Below are 16,740 nucleotides of genomic sequence, written 5' to 3'. Positions count from 1 at the left end.
CTCAGTCTCCCCAACAAATAGCAACGGCCCGTTAACGGGCCGTTTTCCTGCTGCTGGGGCAATGTCCTCAACCCAGTTCAGCCTGCAACTTCAGTACCTGACGGTTGACTTCAGACATCACCACCAGATGCTGTTTATCCTGCGTTTTTGGCAACAGAATGCGGCCCTGATCAAACTCAAAAGCGCCAACCCCTTTAATGTAGAGTCTTCCACGAAACAGGATTTTCACATACTTGGCGACCTTCAGGGGGTTGTAACGTTCGAAGATCCTCATCGTCTTCCTCTCCTCCCGTTTTTTCTCCACCACGCTCGCCGTTCCTCATTAAGGTCGGATAATGTTCAGCGTGGCAATTACGTACAACTGGTTAGTGTCTTTATCCTACGGTTAGTTCCCGCAATGACAGAATTATTTACGGCGTTTACATACTTTTACCGAACAGATGAATGCCATACTTTTTAAATCAGTATAAACCTTCAAGTTATTACCGTATGTGCGATATACCGCAAACTCACATACGCCGCAGTGACTGCATCAACGGCCGCCAATCTACCGTGAAAATATGACCAAAAAACGACAGCACGCCGACAGCGGCGTAAAGACAAACAAGAAAAGGGGAAAAGAGCACGGCAGGCTCATCGTCTGCCGTTGCTATCATCAGGAACAGTCCGGCCGAAGCGGCCGGAAAGGGAATCAGAACAGAGAAACGCGAAAACCCGGATTCAGGAAGGATTCACGCGGCAGATAGGAGAGTGTGCGCCCTTGCCAGTCATGCACCTGTGCACCGGCGGCCAGCGCCACCGCGTGCCCAGCAGCGGTATCCCAGATATTGGTCGGCCCGAAACGCGGGTAAAGCTGGGCCTTACCCTCCGCCACCAGACAAAACTTCAGCGACGAGCCAATCGACACAGTCTGGTGTTCGCCCAACTGTCGCAGATAATCGTCCAGCTCAGTGTCGGCATGAGAGCGGCTCACCACGACTAGCGGTGGCCTGGCGTCTTTTACCTGAATGGCGCGACGTTTCCCGCCCTCTTCCTTCCAGGCCTTACCGTCCGCTGCGGCGTACATCACCCCGGTCACCGGCACGTATACCACGCCCAGCACCGGTTTGCCGTTATCGATCAGCGCGATATTGACGGTAAACTCGCCATTGCGATTAATAAATTCTTTGGTGCCGTCCAGCGGGTCCACCAGCCAGTAACGCTGCCAGTGCTGACGTTCAGACCAGGCTTGCGGGTCCTCTTCCGACAACATCGGCATTTCGGGGTAGTGTTCGGCCAATCCACGCGCAATGACCTGATGCGCAGCCAGGTCGGCAGCGGTTACCGGCGAGTCATCTTTCTTCAGTGCCACATTCAGCGGCTGCTGACCATTATAAACCTGCATGATGGCGTCTCCCGCCTCACGTGCCAGTTGGCAAATCTGTTCTAACATCGTTTCACCTCATTATACGTACAGGCCATGTGTCAGGTGCTGTAACAGCGCACGCACCGAGCCATTTTTATGGCAGCCCCGGAATTCTATGTCATGCTTCACGATTTAGGCTGATATTTAACACGATATTCATCAAAATCTGCGATACACATTCTGGCCGCGCCGCCATTGTTGGACAACCGCCCGACTGCGCAGGCGTTGCCATATTAATACCTCGTCACAGGAGCGACCTTTATGAAGCATAAGCTGGTGCTGAGCCTGCTCGCGATAACCATCGCTAACGTCACTCAGGCAGCCACTGTCGATTTACGGGTGCTGGAAACCACCGATCTTCACAGCAATATGATGGACTATGACTACTATAAAGACAGTCCAACGGATAAATTCGGACTGGTCCGTACCGCCAGCCTGATTCAAGCTGCCCGTCAGCAAGCCGTCAACAGCGTGCTGGTGGACAATGGCGACATTATTCAGGGCAGCCCGCTGGGCGACTACGCCGCCGCCAAAGGGTTGAAGAAAGGTGAGGTTCACCCGGTCTATCTGGCGATGAACACGCTGGATTATGCGGTCGGCAATATCGGTAACCACGAATTCAACTACGGGCTGGATTACCTGCACAACGCGCTGGCCGGTGCCCATTTTCCGTATATCAACGCCAACGTGCTGGATGCGAAAACCGGCAAACCGCTGTTTACCCCTTATCTGATCGAAAAGAAAACGGTGAAAGACCGTGACGGCACATCCCACGAGCTGCGCATCGGTTATATCGGCTTCGTGCCGCCGCAAATCATGGTGTGGGACAAAGCTAACCTGAGCGGCAAAGTTACGGTCGCGGATATTACCGAAACCGCGAAAAAATGGGTGCCGGAACTGCGCAAACAGGGCGCTGACGTGGTGATTGCTATACCGCATTCCGGCCTGTCAGCAGAACCGTACAAAGCGATGGCGGAAAACTCGGTCTACTACTTAAGCCAAATTCCCGGTATTGACGCCATTATGTTCGGCCACGCCCACGCGGTATTCCCGAGTAAGGATTTCGTCAGCATCAAAGGTGCCGATATCACAAAAGGCACGCTGAACGGCGTACCTGCCGTGATGCCCGGCCAGTGGGGTGACCATCTCGGTGTGGTGGATCTGGTACTGAACAACGACAACGGCCAGTGGAAAGTGACCGAAGGCAAGGCGGAAGCCCGCCCGATTTACGACAAAGCGCAGAAGAAATCGCTGGCGGCGGAAGACCCGCAACTGGTCAACGTGCTGTCGGACGCCCACCAGAAAACCCGCGAGTTCGTCAGTAAGCCGATCGGCAAAGCTTCCGACAACATGTACAGCTACCTGTCGCTGATTCAGGACGACCCAACGGTGCAGATCGTCAACAACGCGCAGACAGCCTACGTCGAGCATTTTATTCAGGGCGACCCGGATTTGGCGGAACTGCCGGTACTGTCGGCAGCAGCGCCGTTCAAAGCGGGCGGTCGCAAGAACGACCCGGCCAGCTACGTGGAAGTGGAAAAAGGCCAGTTGACCTTCCGTAACGCTGCCGACCTCTATCTTTACCCCAACACACTGGTGGTGGTGAAAGTGAAAGGCGAGCAGGTACGGGAATGGCTGGAATGCTCCGCCGGTCAGTTCAACCAGATTGACGTGCACAAGCGCGAGCCGCAGTCGCTCATCAACTGGGAAGGCTTTCGCACCTACAACTTTGACGTTATTGACGGCGTGAACTATCAGATCGACGTCACCCAGCCCGCCCGCTACGACGGCGAGTGCCAGTTAATCAACGGCAGCGCGCATCGCATCAAGGATCTCACCTTCAAAGGCAAACCCATCGATCCGCAGGCCACGTTCCTGATCGCCACCAACAACTACCGCGCCTACGGCGAGAAATTCGCTGGCACCGGCGAAAAACAGGTCGCGTTCGCCTCACCGGATGAAAACCGCGCGGTACTGGCCGCCTATATCAGCGCCGAAACGAAAAAAGTCGGCGAGGTAAAACCGGCTGCTGACAATAACTGGCGTCTGGCAAAAATAGTCAGCGATACCCCGCTGGATATCCGAGTGGAAACATCGCCGTCGCCGAAAGCAGCGGCGTTCATCAAGGAAAAATCGCAGTACCCGCTAACGCTGGTAGGTAACGACGACATCGGCTTTGCCGTCTACCGTCTGGACCTGCAAAAACAGTAACCCTGTCAAACCGCGCTACCGGCGCGGTTTTTTTTTCCCCGCATTCCCCACCGTAATCCTTTTGAGGGATAGCTAATTTTAAAAGATGCATTTAAAATACACTTTATTAATTACACCGTCCGGGGGGACCCATCATGCATTATCGCGACCAATCATTAGGCGAACTGGCCATCACCATCCCTCGCGCTACCGCGCTGTTTCGTGAATTCAATCTCGATTTCTGCTGTGGCGGCAAACAGACGCTGCTACGCGCCGCCAGCAAACAGGCGCTGGATATTGAGATACTGGAATCGCGTCTGGCCGATCTGGCGGCGCAGCCGTCAACGGAAAAAGACTGGCAGCAGGCCTCGCTGAGCGAGATGATCCAACACATCATCAGCCGTTTCCACGACCGTCACCGTGAACAGTTGCCGGAACTGATCCGTATGGCCGAAAAAGTGGAGCGCGTGCACCACGACAAACCGGCCTGCCCGCATGGGCTGACCCATCAACTGATGCTGATTCACGACGATCTGGCGCAGCACATGATGAAAGAGGAACGGATCCTGTTCCCGATGATTCAGTCCGGTATGGGGGCACAAGCCAGCGGACCGATTTCGGTAATGGAACATGAACATGATGACGCCGGTCAGCAACTGGAAGTAGTCAAAACCATCACCAACGACGTTACCCCACCCGCCAATGCCTGCACTACCTGGCGAGCACTGTATACTGGCATCAACGAGTTTATCGACGACCTGATGGAGCACATCCATCTGGAAAACAATCAGCTATTTCCACGGGCACTACGGGGCGAGTAATTGGCATTATTCGTCAGCGCCTCTCGATCACACCGTACCTACAGCCACAAAAAAACCGCGCCATTTTAGCGCGGTTTTGGTCTTTTCGTTATCGGCCGCCCGGCTTACCAGCGCGGGCCACCGCCATGATGGCCCCAGCCGCCCCATCCTGGGCCAGGCCCCGGACCGCGTGGCCCGGCAGGGACAACATAAACCGGTTGCGGGCGTTCAATCACCACAACACGTGGCGGCGGCGGTGGTGGTGCGTAGTAATAAACCTGGCGGGCATGATGGTGCCGACGCTCATACCAGCTGTCGGGATCGCACCAACGATTACCGTCCCAGTAATAGCCACGATCGTCACGATCACCGATGTGAAGATACACACCCGGCAGCGCCAGACTCAGGCTGTCGGCCTGTGCGGCGGGCATCGCCGACAACAGCACACCCGTCATAATGGCACCCAATAAAAGTGGCTTAATCATAATGCTGACCTCTGCTTCACCGCGATGCGGCGGATGACTCACTTATACGGCGCACCGCAATTAGCCGCTATCAGAAAATGGCTAAATATTAATACCTTTAGGAAAGCAATTCAGGGTGGGTGCCGCCTCTTGACGTCAGCATAGCCGAAGCTATCGTCAGGCTGCCGTTACGAGGTGTATCGGCTGGTTACACAGCACGGAATCAGTGGGATAAAAACGATGAGGCTATGGCAGCTAATACCATGATAGAAAAACAGAAAATATGCCGGGTCACGACGTACCCGGCAGAGAAACTTACAGGATTTCCAGCAGTTCCACTTCAAAAATCAGCGTGCTGAATGGCGGGATGGACGCACCCGCGCCACGCTCACCATACGCCAGGTTCTGAGGAATATAGAGTTCCCACTTCGAACCAACCGGCATCAGCGTCAGTGCTTCGATCCACCCTGGAATTACGCCGCTAACCGGAAACTCCGCTGGCTGGCCACGCTGTACAGAGCTGTCGAACACGGTGCCGTCAATCAGGCGACCGGTGTAGTGAACCCGCACCCGATCCTGACGCGCCGGGATCGCACCTTCGCCCTGAGTCAGTACACGGAACTGCAGGCCCGTTTCGGTGCTGCTCACGCCGTCTTTGCTGGCGTTAGCTTCCAGAAAGCGCTGGCCTTCCGCTGCCTGCTCACGCTGACGCTCACGACGCACCCCATCCGCCCGCTCATGCACTTCACGCAACGCGCGATGTACCACATCAACCGGCACTACAGGCGCTTTTCCTGCCAGCGCATCGCACAGACCCGCTACCAGCGCATCGGGGAGCAACCCCTCCAGACCGGATTCCTGCAGTTGTTGACCAATCTGCAAGCCAATGCCGTAGCTTGCCTGCGCTTCGACGCTGTCATAAGAAGGCGTTGTCATGAATGTTCCTTTAATCTGTAAAATACGAAAGCGCAGCATAGCAGTGAGTCGGTTGAGGGTAAAACGTTCTGTCGCGATCCCCCCCTCTTGCCAACCAATACGAGGTTAAACCGCTCATGTTTGCGGCGGCTATACCTCATGGTGATGACCTTAACTGGTTATCTGTCCTTGATTACCGATATAATTGGGTTGTTTTCACCTTTATACGGTTCTAAGAGAGGTCACCATGGGCAGAATCGCGCCCAGGAGAAAGCAATCCACCTGGAATCACCTGACGCTATGGCAATCCTGCCAGAACTGGCTGGCTCAATGGCGTCAACGCAAGGGCATTCCCGGTGAACCGGAAGAAAGCGCAGACGAGGCGGAGGCGGTTAACCCGGCCCCCGTGCCACGCCGCAAGCATCGCAAGCCGCAACCCTGGCTGCGAACGCTTTGGCATCTGCCGGATGATTTCAGCTGGATGGAACCGCTGCCCTATTTTCACCGTCGTTGTATTCTGATTTTGCTGTGCTTACTGTTGCTGGTGCTGCTGTGGCCGGTGTCTCCCCCAGCGACTGCACCGTCCAGACAGGTGGATGTGCCACTCACTTCTCAAACTGCGCCGATACAGGCGCAATTGGTCGATCCGACCGTCACCGCCAGTCAGACACCGCGCCCCGCGACGCCTGATGCCAACTGGCAATCCTATCAGATCGCCTCCGGCCAGACGCTGGCCCAGCTATTTCGCGACAACAATCTTCCTGTCAACGATGTCTTCGCCATGGCGCAGGTGGAAGGGCAAAGCAAGCCGCTCAGCAACCTGCGGGCCGGGCAGAAAGTCCGGCTACAGTTGAACGCGCAAGGAATGGTGAGCCAGCTTGAGCTTGACACCCAAGACGGTCAGCAGGTGCAGTTTGTTCGCCAGCAGGACGGTTCCTTCATTCGCGTTCGCTGAGTTCCGCCTGCTCTATCAAGAAATCACGCAACACCACCGCATGATTCCACTCCGTATCCCGGCTGCCATATAGCAGGGTTATCGGCTGCGACTGATGCAATAATGCCGCCAGAGGCTGCCACGCAGTATGCTGACTCAGCTCCGCACGGTACATCCCGACGAATGTTTCCCATTGCACTGGATTAGCGTGAAACCAACGCCGTAATTCATGGCTTGGTGCTACGTCTTTAAGCCAGACGACATCGGGCAGACGGATTTTGGCAATGCCACGCGGCCACAGCCGATCGACCAAAAACGAGGGAGAAGAAAAAGGAGGGTGCGCATCATAGACACGCATCAATTGGACCAGTTCGCTCATCTCGCATATCGTTCAGTGATACACACGTTGATGATAGGCCTCTTTAACCTATTTACCAATGCAAAACGCTGGCACAAGGCCAGCGTTTTACGCGTTGCGGTGAAGCGAAGTAAAAATTACTCAGCAACAACAACAACGTTCAGCTTAGCGAATACGTCGCTGTGCAGCTGGAAGCTCACTTCGTGCTCACCCAGCGTGCGCAGAACGCCGTTCGGCAGGCGAACTTCGCTCTTAGCAACATCAACACCCGCAGCGGTAACCGCGTCAGCGATGTCGCGAGTACCGATAGAACCGAACAGTTTGCCTTCGTCACCCGCTTTAGAAGCGATAGTCACAGAAGCCAATGCGTTGACTTTCTCAGCGCGGGCTTCAGCAGCAGCCAGAACGTCAGCCAGTTTGGCTTCCAGTTCAGCGCGGCGGGCTTCGAAGAACTCAACGTTTTTCTTGGTTGCCGGCACAGCTTTGCCCTGCGGAACCAGGAAGTTACGAGCATAGCCCGCTTTAACGTTAACCTGATCACCCAGGCTGCCCAGGTTTGCTACTTTATCCAGCAGAATAACTTGCATTACCTTATCCTCTCAAAGTCTCGTTAATGGACAGTGGCCGATTACTGATGACGATCAGTGTACGGCAACAAAGACAGGTAGCGCGCACGCTTGATAGCGCGGGCCAGTTGACGCTGGTATTTTGCACGGGTGCCAGTGATGCGGCTCGGTACAATTTTACCACTTTCAGTGATGTAGTTTTTCAGCGTAGCGATGTCTTTATAGTCAATCTCTTGAACGCCTTCCGCGGTGAAACGGCAGAACTTGCGACGACGGAAATAACGTGCCATTTGGCTAGTCTCCAGAATCAATCAATTCAATCTGCTCGGCATGCAGCACCACTTTGCTCAGGCCATTGCGCCCTTGGTGGCAACTAATGAACCCCTGAACCCTGAGTTGCATACCGACCGTTATACTGTGGGTAAATGCCTGTGACGGGTGTCCGCTGACAATGACGGGCATTCTGCACCATGCTTGTCGGCTAAGTCCGGCTTCTTCCTGCACTGAGCGGTGCTCAAGCACAAACTGGCAGTGAGGAATACCTGACGGACTGACTTTTCGAATAGGCGTCTTGCACACCGTGCCCGACAGCTCCAGCCGATTCGCCGTCACCACAACAATTACTCTTCAGAATCCCCAACTTCAGCATCATCATCAGCTTCAGCGTATTCGTCACGACGCTCACGGCGTTCGTCTTTCGCTTTCACCATCGGAGATGCTTCAGTTACCGCGTGTTTAACGCGCATAACCATGCTGCGGATAACGGCGTCGTTGAAGCGGAAGTTAGTTTCCAGCTCATCGATCACTTCCTGCGGCGCTTCAACGTTCAGCAGAACGTAGTGTGCTTTGTGCAGTTTGTTGATCGGGTAAGCCAGCTGACGGCGGCCCCAGTCTTCCAGACGGTGGATCTTGCCTTCCGCTGCTGTGATAGCACCGGTGTAACGCTCGATCATGCCCGGAACCTGTTCGCTCTGGTCAGGATGAACCATAAAAACGATTTCGTAATGACGCATCGAATTGCTCCTTACGGATTATTCAGCCTCCTGTCAGGGTCAGCCGCGGCCCATGGAAGCAAGGAACGTGTTGTGTGTACGGCTGAAAAAAATGACGCGTAATTATAATGAGCACCTCATGGGAAAACAAGCCGTATCGCTGATTTTGATCATGAAGGAACTGGGCCTGAGAAATAGCCCGTCATTGACGGGCCAGAAACGGGTAAATCAGAGAGAACGCGAGAAAAAGTCCGCGCCAGCCTGTAGGGCAGTCGGGGTGATCTTGTGACCAATACCGGCCTCGGTCAGGTAAGTCAGGTGCTGATGAGCGTCGCGAGCGGTTAACTCCCGGTGCAATCGCACGCTTTCCTGGGCTGGCACCAGTTCATCCGCCAGGCCGTGCCAGAGCAGCAGCGGCCGGTCGGAAATCTTGTCCAGTTGATGCTGCACATCAAAGGGTGCGACGCGATCAGCCAGCGCCTGTAGCTGTGCTTGCGCTTCAGGTTCTTCCGGCGCGACCGGCGGAAACAGCGTCTGCGACAGCGATGAAAAGTATCCGGAGCCCATAAAACAGGCCACAGCTCGTAGCCAGGGGTATTGTGTCATCGCAGCCAATGCGGTCATTCCCCCCATTGATGCGCCACAAATCCCGACCCGATCCCCGTCAATCAGCCCTTGTTCACGGCACCAGTCCAGATGGTGTGGCAGCTCTCTGACATTACTCAGAAAAATATCCCAAAAACAGCGCCAGCGACGCGCTTCATCGCCGTCAAAGCGTGCGCCATGCATCAACGCATCCGGCGCGATAACGCGAAACCCAGCCTTCGCCAACGCATAGGGGAAATACGCGTAGACTTCCTTTGACGAGGTATAACCATGAAAGAAGAAAATGGTGGGTAGCGGCCTCGTTCTGCTGCCAGATGGAAAGGCATGTAACACCTCTATGCCTGAAATATTCTCATTGCCCATTTCGATCATCACCGTCTTCCTTCCTTCGTTGATCAACAGGTAAAACCGTAAAAAACACCTACAATTATGCTGTATATCATTTAACCATTAACAACTAGTCGACACACAGAAAAACAGATCGCAATGATCTTGATCAAATTAGTTACAAAAGCACCAGTTAGTGTAAAATTTCGCACTTTTTTGCCGTTAACGGCATTAAGTAACCCATCCATCCCCACAATAAAGAGAACTATCATGCAGCTTGCTTTTAGACGCTGGAGCCTCGGTGTCAAACTTTCAGTTATCGCCTCCCTGAGCGTGGCCGTGCTGTTTATCGCATTCAGCCTCAGCCTGACGCGCTCGGCCGGTGAGAAACTGGAATCATTGACAATGCATGACATGGAAAGTCAGGTTACAGGTATTACAGATATGATTGCTATGTACGACACGAGCCTACAGGCCAGCGTCGACAGCTATACCACTCTGTTTGCCAGCTTTCTTCCTTCTCGTTTTACCGTGGATAATCAGGCGCGCCTGCCTATCAGCGGCACGACTGCACCAACCCTGAAATCCGGTGATACCGTTCTTAACATGAACACCGCTGTCACCGATGATTTTCTCAGCCGTACTGGCGCTATTTCTACCATTTTTGTGCGTGACGGCGATGACTTCGTGCGCGTCACCACGTCGCTGAAGAAGGAGGACGGCTCACGCGCCATCGGCACCAAATTGGATCGCGCCAGCCCGGCGTTCGCGTCTATCTCCGGCAACAAGTCCTACAGCGGCCTGGCCGTACTGTTTGGCAAACAATATATCACCCAGTACAAACCGGTCACCGACGCCAGTGGCAGCGTAATCGCCATTTTGTTCGTGGGGATTGATATCAGCAAAGAATTTGCCCAGATGCAAAAACGCATTCTGGATAAACGTATTGGTGATACCGGCCACTTTATCGCGCTCAGCAAGTCAGGTGCGACGGCAGGAACCTACCTGGTGCACCCGACACAGACCGGGAAAAAACCGGACTGGTCTGGCGATACGCTGCAACAAGTGCTGAAAAATGACAATGGCAGGCTGGTATACGATGACAACAACCTGAGCGGTGATGACCGTACCCAGGTGATGGTGTATCACAACGTGCCACAGTGGAAATGGGTCGTGGTCGGCACCATCAGCAAAGCCAGCCTGCTGGCGGAAATCAACACGATCCGTAATCTGTTTCTGGGTGGCGGCATCGCGCTGGTGGTGCTGTTTGCCGTGTTCTTTGTCTACCTTACCCGCCGCTGGCTGAGTCGCCCGCTGGATGAAGTGGTGAAGGTGGCGGAACAGTTCGCGGCGGGTAACCTGCAAGCAACGTTGACCACAAAAAGCCAGGATGAAGTCGGCCGACTGGTGGATGCTATCAATGGTATGGGCCACGGCCTGACCCGCCTGGTGTCTCAGGTGCGCGACGCCGCGGAAGAGATCGCCGCCGGTACTGACGCGCTGGCCGAAGATAGCGGCAACATCAGCGAGCAGATTTCCCGTCAGGCCAGCAGTGTGGAAGAAACCTCAGCGACGATGGAACAGTTGTCCTCAACAGTGAAACAGAATGCCGACAACGTTTCCGCCGCTAAAGGACTGGCGGCGGAAAGCGCCAGTGCCGCGCAAAACGGCAGCATCACGGTGACGGACTCGGTAGAAACCATGAGCGAAATCAAACGCTCGTCGCAGAAGATTGCTGACATCACCACCACCATTCAGTCTATCGCCTTCCAGACCAATATTCTGGCGCTCAACGCGGCGGTAGAAGCCTCACGCGCCGGTGAGCACGGCAAAGGCTTTGCCGTGGTTGCCGCCGAAGTCCGCTCGCTGGCCCAGCGTAGCTCTTCGGCGGTAAAGGAAATCGAAGCGCTGATTGCCGAGTCGCTGCATCAAATCGAAACCGGCTACCGTTTCTCGGAAAAAACCCGTTCGGTAATGGACGACCTGCTGCATCGCATCCAACAGGTCAGTACCATCGTCAACGACATCGATATCGCCTCGCGCGAGCAGTCGCTGGGCATTGAACAGGTTAACGTGGCTATCAACCAGATTGGACAGGCCATCAACCAAAACGCATCGCTGGTGCAGAACTCAGAAAATACCGCGCAGGGCCTACGCGAGAAAGGCCATCATCTGAGTGATGTGGTCAGCGTGTTCCGCATCCACCCCTAATCGTGACGCCACCTCTGCCGACCACCGGCAGAGGTCCGCTTCGGCGGTTTATCCCCCGTTACATGCCAGCGGTATCCCTGTTTGTCTCAAGGGGTTACACTATATCCATCCAGAAGCATCCACCCAGAGCCGGACCTGATGACACGCCCATCATGGCGATTACGCGTTATGCCGTTGTACCGAGTACTGCTGAGTGCCTTACTGTCGCTGCTCATCAGCGGCTGCACATTGCTGGCCGGTAAACCGGTTCCACCGCCACCGCCTACAGAACAGGCGGTGGAAGTGTCCAGAGAGCAGAGCTATCTGCTGGAAAAAGTCGGTTCGGTTTCAGTCGATGTGCGTGGCAGTCTGGATGATGCGGTACGGGAAATACAGCGTCAGGCTAACGCACATGGTGTGCCTTACTATCGGGTGGTCAGCCTGACAGAAAACGAACATGTGCGGCGGGATAACTGGCACGGCTATGCAATCTTCTACCGGCCGTCTGCCGCCACCACCGTTAAAAACCAGGCCGAATCAGCGCCCAAAAAAGATTAAGAGGATAAGGATGAAAACAAAGATTGCCGCCATCACCCTGTTACTGCTGACAACCGGTATTAGCGGTGTAGCAACGGCCTCGGAGTACCCCTGCCGTAGCCCGGAATGGAATGTCTGGGTTGAAATGCAGGTAAACACTCGCGGTCTGTTGGGTGATGTGGAAGTGGGGTCACTGGTGTGGCAACAGGCGGTAGAAAGCCGACTGCCTTCGGCCTCCTGGCCATCGCGCAATTCCGTGCTGTGGTGCGCAGCCGTAGAACAAAAACTCGCCAGCCTGAAAAAATAATCCCCATCCTGAACCTGATAGCAACAGGGCAACCTACCGCGGTTGCCCTGCCAGTCGGAAGCCTTTCCTGACATCCGTTTTTTAGCGTCTGCGCATGATTACGCCGAGCGCTGACGTACCGCCTCAAACAGGCAAACACCGGTAGCAACCGACACGTTCAGCGACGACACGCTGCCCGCCATTGGGATGCTGATCAGCTCATCGCAGTGTTCGCGGGTCAGGCGGCGCATCCCTTCCCCTTCCGCGCCCATCACCAGCGCCATCGGGCCGGTCAGTTTGCTCTGATACAGGGTGTGATCCGCTTCGCCCGCCGTGCCGACGATCCAGACATTCTGCTCCTGCAAGAAACGCAACGTCCGCGCCAGATTGGTCACCCGAATCAGCGGTACGGTTTCTGCCGCACCACAGGCGACCTTTTTCGCGGTGGCATTGAGCTGAGCCGACCGATCGCGCGGCACAATCACCGCGTGAACGCCCGCTGCGTCAGCGCTGCGCAGGCAGGCTCCCAGGTTGTGCGGGTCGGTTACGCCATCCAATACCAGCAGGAACGGGGTATCCAGCGACGCCAGCAAACCCGGCAGGTCGTTTTCCTGATACTGTCGTCCCTCTTTCACCCGAGCGACAATGCCCTGATGCACCGCGCCTTCCACCTTGTCGTCGAGCCACTGGCGGTTAGCGACCTGTACCGCGATGCCGTTGGCTTCCAACTCGGCGATCAACGGCTGCAGGCGGCGATCCTCGCGTCCTTTAAGGGTGAACACTTCCAGAAAACGTTGAGGGTCTTGCTCCAGCAGTGCTTTCACCGCATGGATGCCGTAAATAATTTCGCTCATTAATACTCTTCAATAATACGCGTCAAACAGGTTAACAGGGCAGCCGACCCGGCTGCCCGTGATACATACAGGTACAATGGTCAGCCGACGTCCGTTACTCCGTCGGCTTCTTTTTTTTGCTGGCACGTTTGGCACGCGTGGCGGCGGCAATTTTACGCGTTTTTTCCGCGTTCTTTTGCGTTTTTGCCGTCTTCTTCCTGCCGCCAGTTTTCGCTTTATCTTTATCCTTGCCTTTGCCAGCAGGCTGACGTTTACCGTCACCCTCGCTACGGAATGCGCTATCCGGCTCAAAGTTGGCCCGCTGACCGGTACGACGACGACGTGGCGGTTTTGCATCCGCGTCACCGCCTTTCTTCGCCCGATCGCGCGCGGTTTTACCTTCGCCGCGCACCTTACGGGTGGAAGACACCAGGGCGAAATCGATCTTGCGCTCATCCATATGCACGGCTTCAACGCGGATCTGCACTTCATCCCCCAACCGATATACCTGACCGCGGGATTCGCCGATCAAGCGCTGGCCAACATTGTCATAACGATAGTAGTCGTTATCCAACGTGGAGACATGAACCAGACCATCGATAAACAGGTCGTTGAGGCGCACAAAGAAACCGAAACCGGTGACGCTGGAGATAATACCGGTGAAGGCTTCACCGACATGATCCTGCATGAAGTCGCACTTCAGCCAGTCAGCCACGTCGCGCGTGGCTTCATCAGCCCGGCGTTCGGTCATCGAACAGTGTTCACCCAATTGCAGCATCTCGTTGAAATCCGAGTGCCAGCCACCGCTATTCGTCCAGCGAGCCTGACGGTCACTGAGCAGGTACTTAATGGCACGATGCAGCGACAAGTCCGGGTAACGCCGAATCGGCGAGGTGAAATGCGCATACGACGTCAGCGCCAGGCCAAAGTGACCGCGGTTTTCCGGGTCATACACCGCCTGTTTCATCGAACGCAGCAGCATGGTTTGCAGCATTTCGTGATCCGGCCGGTCGGCGATGGAATCCATCAGTTCAGCGTAATCTTTCGGCTGCGGTTTCATGCCGCCTTTCAGCGTCAGCCCCAGTTCGCCAAGCACACTGCGCAGCGCCAGCACATGATCCTCGCTGGGCTGGTCATGCACACGGAACAGCGCCGGTTCTTCACTCTTCTCGACAAACTTCGCCGCCGAAATGTTCGCCAGAATCATGCACTCTTCAATCAGCTTGTGCGCATCGTTGCGCACCACCGCTTCCACCCGCTCAATGCGGCGTTCGGCGTTAAAAATGAATTTGGCTTCTTCGGTTTCGAAAGCGATGCCGCCACGCACCTCACGGGCATGTTCCAGCACCTTATACATCCGGTGCAGTTCTTCCAGCGGTGCCACCAGCGGCTGGTAGTGCTCACGCAGCGCCTCGTCACCCTGCAGAATGCTCCACACCTTGGTATAGGTGAGACGGGCGTGAGAACTCATCACCGCTTCATAGAATTTATAACCGGACAGTTTCCCTTGGGTGGAAACCGTCATTTCGCACACCATACACAGGCGATCCACCTGCGGGTTGAGCGAACACAGCCCATTGGACAGGACCTCCGGCAACATCGGCACTACCTGCGACGGGAAGTACACCGAGGTGCCGCGCGCACGGGCTTCATGATCCAACGCCGTGCCGGGGCGCACGTAATAGCTCACGTCGGCGATCGCCACCCACAGCCGCCAACCGCCGCCGCGTTTTTTCTCACAGTACACCGCATCGTCAAAATCGCGTGCGTCTTCGCCATCGATGGTCACCAGCGGCAGGGAACGTAGATCAACCCGGCCTTTCTTGGCGCTTTCCGGTACTTCGTCCGTCAGGTCACCCACTTGCTCTTCCACCTTGGGCGGCCAGCTATGCGGAATTTCATGGGTACGCAGCGCGATATCCACCGCCAGCCCGGTTCCCATGTTGTCGCCGAGGATCTCGACGATCTTGCCAATAGCCTTGGTACGACGCGTGGCGCGCTGGGTCAATTCCACCACCACCACAGAGCCCATACGGGCACCCGCGATAAACTCCGGCGGAATCAGGATGTCAAAACTCAGTCGGCTGTCATCCGGCACCACAAAACCAGTACCGGCTTCGGTGAAATAACGCCCGACAATCTGGCTGGTGCGAGGCTCCAGAATACGCACAATGCGCCCTTCGCGTCGCCCTCTGCGGTCTTCACCCAACGGCTGGGCCAGCACCACATCGCCGTGGATCACCGTCTTCATTTGTTCGGCGGAGAGGTAAAGATCGTCTTTGCGCCCCTCCACCCGCAGGAAACCGAAGCCATCGCGGTGGCCGAGCACCGTGCCGCGCAGCAGATCCAGTTTTTCCGGCAGCGCGTAGCACTGGCGGCGAGTGAACACCAATTGACCGTCACGCTCCATCGCGCGCAACCGACGACGCAACGCTTCCAGTTGCTCATCATGGGTCAATTGCAGGTCAGCGGCCAGTTCCTCACGGCTGATGGGCGTGTCCCGTTTTGCCAGGTGCTCAAGAATGTATTCACGGCTGGGGATAGGGAATTCGTATTTTTCTGCTTCACGTTCCAGAAACGGATCTTGTGACATTGCGGTTCCTCCGTTGTCATCAGCAGGCGGCTGAACAGGCTTATTCAACCAGAAGTAATTTATAGAGGGGCGGGTTTTCTTCCACCATATCGGCGAGCGTGTAATTATCCAGTTCCTTCAGGAAATTCTGTACGGCCTGCTGCAGCACCTGCTTCAGGCGGCAGGCGGGGGTGATATGACAAAACTCCTTGCTGCAGTTCACCAGCGACAACGGTTCCAGTTCCCGCACCACATCCCCAATGCGAATAGAGGATGGATCGCGGCCCAGCCGGATACCACCGTTTTTGCCACGCACTGCCATGACCAACCCGGCGCGGCTCAGCTGATTAATGATCTTCACCATATGGTTACGTGAGACGCCATACACTTCCGTCACTTCTGAAATGCTGGTCATTTTGCCTTCTGGCAATGACGCCATATAAATCAGCGCCCTCAAACCATAATCTGTAAAACTGGTTAACTGCACATAGACCTCTGGTTACCGTGCCGGGCAGCCATTCGACCGCGCCGAAAAACGCGTGCTGGAACCGGGATAGCGCTCGTTAGCCCTGGCTCGCGCCCGCCATGTTCATTTTTTATCAGCAGATGATAAACCAGTGATCAACGCCGGGCGAATTTATTTAGCGCTAACGGATCCTTTCCAAAGTGGAATTCCCCGAGTCCATGCATTTCCATTCACAAAAGATAAGAGAATCATGCTTCCTAACATGCTGTTTCATCTGTTATGTTCTGAACAAAAATAAC

19 protein-coding genes are annotated in these 16,740 nt (G+C 55.3%); 6 read left to right on the top strand and 13 right to left on the bottom strand.

Annotation, left to right across the window (positions count from 1 at the left end; translation table 11 throughout):
• Nucleotides 1-67: 67 nt before the first annotated feature.
• Both OB87_RS09595 and cysQ read right to left on the bottom strand, forming a co-directional pair.
• The gene (locus OB87_RS09595) at nucleotides 68-274 is read right to left on the bottom strand and encodes a DUF1107 domain-containing protein (protein ID WP_022634715.1); all 207 of its coding nucleotides are present in this window, start codon (nucleotides 272-274) and stop codon (nucleotides 68-70) included.
• A gap of 417 nt (nucleotides 275-691) precedes the next feature.
• Nucleotides 692-1,432: a 3'(2'),5'-bisphosphate nucleotidase CysQ gene (gene cysQ / locus OB87_RS09590; RefSeq protein ID WP_033569216.1), complete on the bottom strand. Its 741-nt coding sequence runs from the start codon at nucleotides 1,430-1,432 to the stop codon at nucleotides 692-694.
• Between the two features lie 234 nt (nucleotides 1,433-1,666).
• Here cysQ and OB87_RS09585 point away from each other — a divergent pair, with 234 nt between their 5' ends.
• On the top strand, nucleotides 1,667-3,616 hold the full coding sequence (locus OB87_RS09585) for a bifunctional 2',3'-cyclic-nucleotide 2'-phosphodiesterase/3'-nucleotidase (protein WP_033569215.1): 1,950 nt from the start codon (nucleotides 1,667-1,669) through the stop codon (nucleotides 3,614-3,616).
• A gap of 134 nt (nucleotides 3,617-3,750) precedes the next feature.
• Entirely contained in the window at nucleotides 3,751-4,416 is a 666-nt protein-coding gene (gene ytfE, locus OB87_RS09580; protein ID WP_033569214.1) for an iron-sulfur cluster repair protein YtfE, read from the top strand.
• A 104-nt stretch (nucleotides 4,417-4,520) separates the two neighbouring features.
• Here the strand turns inward: ytfE and OB87_RS09575 are convergent, their stop codons facing one another.
• Nucleotides 4,521-4,880 carry a DUF2502 domain-containing protein gene (locus OB87_RS09575; protein ID WP_033569289.1) on the bottom strand — a complete coding sequence of 120 codons (360 nt, stop codon included), beginning with the start codon at nucleotides 4,878-4,880 and terminating at the stop codon, nucleotides 4,521-4,523.
• 294 nt (nucleotides 4,881-5,174) lie between these two features.
• Nucleotides 5,175-5,795, bottom strand: a complete 621-nt coding sequence (fklB, locus tag OB87_RS09570) for an FKBP-type peptidyl-prolyl cis-trans isomerase (RefSeq protein WP_033569213.1) — start codon at nucleotides 5,793-5,795, stop codon at nucleotides 5,175-5,177.
• Nucleotides 5,796-6,021: 226 nt separating this feature from the next.
• On the opposite strand from fklB, the gene OB87_RS09565 reads away from it, so the two are divergent.
• On the top strand, nucleotides 6,022-6,729 hold the full coding sequence (locus OB87_RS09565; protein ID WP_033569212.1) for a LysM-like peptidoglycan-binding domain-containing protein: 708 nt from the start codon (nucleotides 6,022-6,024) through the stop codon (nucleotides 6,727-6,729).
• Here the strand turns inward: OB87_RS09565 and OB87_RS09560 are convergent.
• From OB87_RS09560 to yjfP, 6 genes are all read right to left on the bottom strand, one after another.
• A complete protein-coding gene (locus OB87_RS09560; protein WP_033569211.1) occupies nucleotides 6,713-7,087 on the bottom strand; it encodes a DUF488 domain-containing protein in 375 nt (124 codons plus the stop codon). The genes OB87_RS09565 and OB87_RS09560 overlap by 17 nt on opposite strands.
• A 116-nt stretch (nucleotides 7,088-7,203) precedes the next feature.
• Nucleotides 7,204-7,653 carry a 50S ribosomal protein L9 gene (gene rplI, locus OB87_RS09555; RefSeq protein ID WP_033569210.1) on the bottom strand — a complete coding sequence of 150 codons (450 nt, stop codon included), beginning with the start codon at nucleotides 7,651-7,653 and terminating at the stop codon, nucleotides 7,204-7,206.
• Nucleotides 7,654-7,694: 41 nt separating this feature from the next.
• On the bottom strand, nucleotides 7,695-7,922 hold the full coding sequence (rpsR, locus tag OB87_RS09550) for a 30S ribosomal protein S18 (protein WP_000135199.1): 228 nt from the start codon (nucleotides 7,920-7,922) through the stop codon (nucleotides 7,695-7,697).
• 4 nt (nucleotides 7,923-7,926) lie between these two features.
• Nucleotides 7,927-8,247: a primosomal replication protein N gene (gene priB / locus OB87_RS09545; protein ID WP_026594838.1), complete on the bottom strand. Its 321-nt coding sequence runs from the start codon at nucleotides 8,245-8,247 to the stop codon at nucleotides 7,927-7,929.
• Nucleotides 8,248-8,252: 5 nt separating this feature from the next.
• Nucleotides 8,253-8,645, bottom strand: coding sequence for a 30S ribosomal protein S6 (gene rpsF, locus OB87_RS09540; protein WP_012768533.1), 393 nt, complete (start codon nucleotides 8,643-8,645; stop codon nucleotides 8,253-8,255).
• A 207-nt stretch (nucleotides 8,646-8,852) separates the two neighbouring features.
• A complete protein-coding gene (gene yjfP, locus OB87_RS09535; RefSeq protein ID WP_033569209.1) occupies nucleotides 8,853-9,602 on the bottom strand; it encodes an esterase in 750 nt (249 codons plus the stop codon).
• Between the two features lie 225 nt (nucleotides 9,603-9,827).
• Between yjfP and OB87_RS09530 the strand changes: the two genes are divergently transcribed.
• From OB87_RS09530 to OB87_RS09520, 3 genes are all read left to right on the top strand, one after another.
• On the top strand, nucleotides 9,828-11,768 hold the full coding sequence (locus tag OB87_RS09530; RefSeq protein ID WP_033569208.1) for a methyl-accepting chemotaxis protein: 1,941 nt from the start codon (nucleotides 9,828-9,830) through the stop codon (nucleotides 11,766-11,768).
• Between the two features lie 138 nt (nucleotides 11,769-11,906).
• Nucleotides 11,907-12,305, top strand: a complete 399-nt coding sequence (gene bsmA / locus OB87_RS09525; RefSeq protein WP_050515684.1) for a biofilm peroxide resistance protein BsmA — start codon at nucleotides 11,907-11,909, stop codon at nucleotides 12,303-12,305.
• Nucleotides 12,306-12,315: 10 nt separating this feature from the next.
• On the top strand, nucleotides 12,316-12,591 hold the full coding sequence (locus OB87_RS09520; protein ID WP_033569206.1) for a hypothetical protein: 276 nt from the start codon (nucleotides 12,316-12,318) through the stop codon (nucleotides 12,589-12,591).
• 98 nt (nucleotides 12,592-12,689) lie between these two features.
• On the opposite strand, the gene rlmB is transcribed toward OB87_RS09520, so the two are convergent.
• The 3 genes from rlmB to nsrR form a co-directional block, all read right to left on the bottom strand.
• Nucleotides 12,690-13,424 (bottom strand): 23S rRNA (guanosine(2251)-2'-O)-methyltransferase RlmB, encoded by a 735-nt coding sequence (rlmB, locus tag OB87_RS09515; protein WP_033569205.1) that lies wholly within the window; start codon nucleotides 13,422-13,424, stop codon nucleotides 12,690-12,692.
• Between the two features lie 94 nt (nucleotides 13,425-13,518).
• Complete coding sequence (gene rnr, locus OB87_RS09510; RefSeq protein ID WP_033569204.1) at nucleotides 13,519-15,996, bottom strand: ribonuclease R; 2,478 nt, start codon at nucleotides 15,994-15,996, stop codon at nucleotides 13,519-13,521.
• 40 nt (nucleotides 15,997-16,036) lie between these two features.
• Complete coding sequence (nsrR, locus tag OB87_RS09505; protein ID WP_033569203.1) at nucleotides 16,037-16,462, bottom strand: nitric oxide-sensing transcriptional repressor NsrR; 426 nt, start codon at nucleotides 16,460-16,462, stop codon at nucleotides 16,037-16,039.
• Nucleotides 16,463-16,740 lie beyond the last annotated feature (278 nt).

Origin of the sequence: Dickeya undicola, assembly GCF_000784735.1 — a bacterium.
In the GTDB taxonomy this organism is placed as follows: Bacteria; Pseudomonadota; Gammaproteobacteria; order Enterobacterales; family Enterobacteriaceae; genus Dickeya; species Dickeya undicola.
This window is presented reverse-complemented; position numbering and strand designations above follow the sequence as displayed.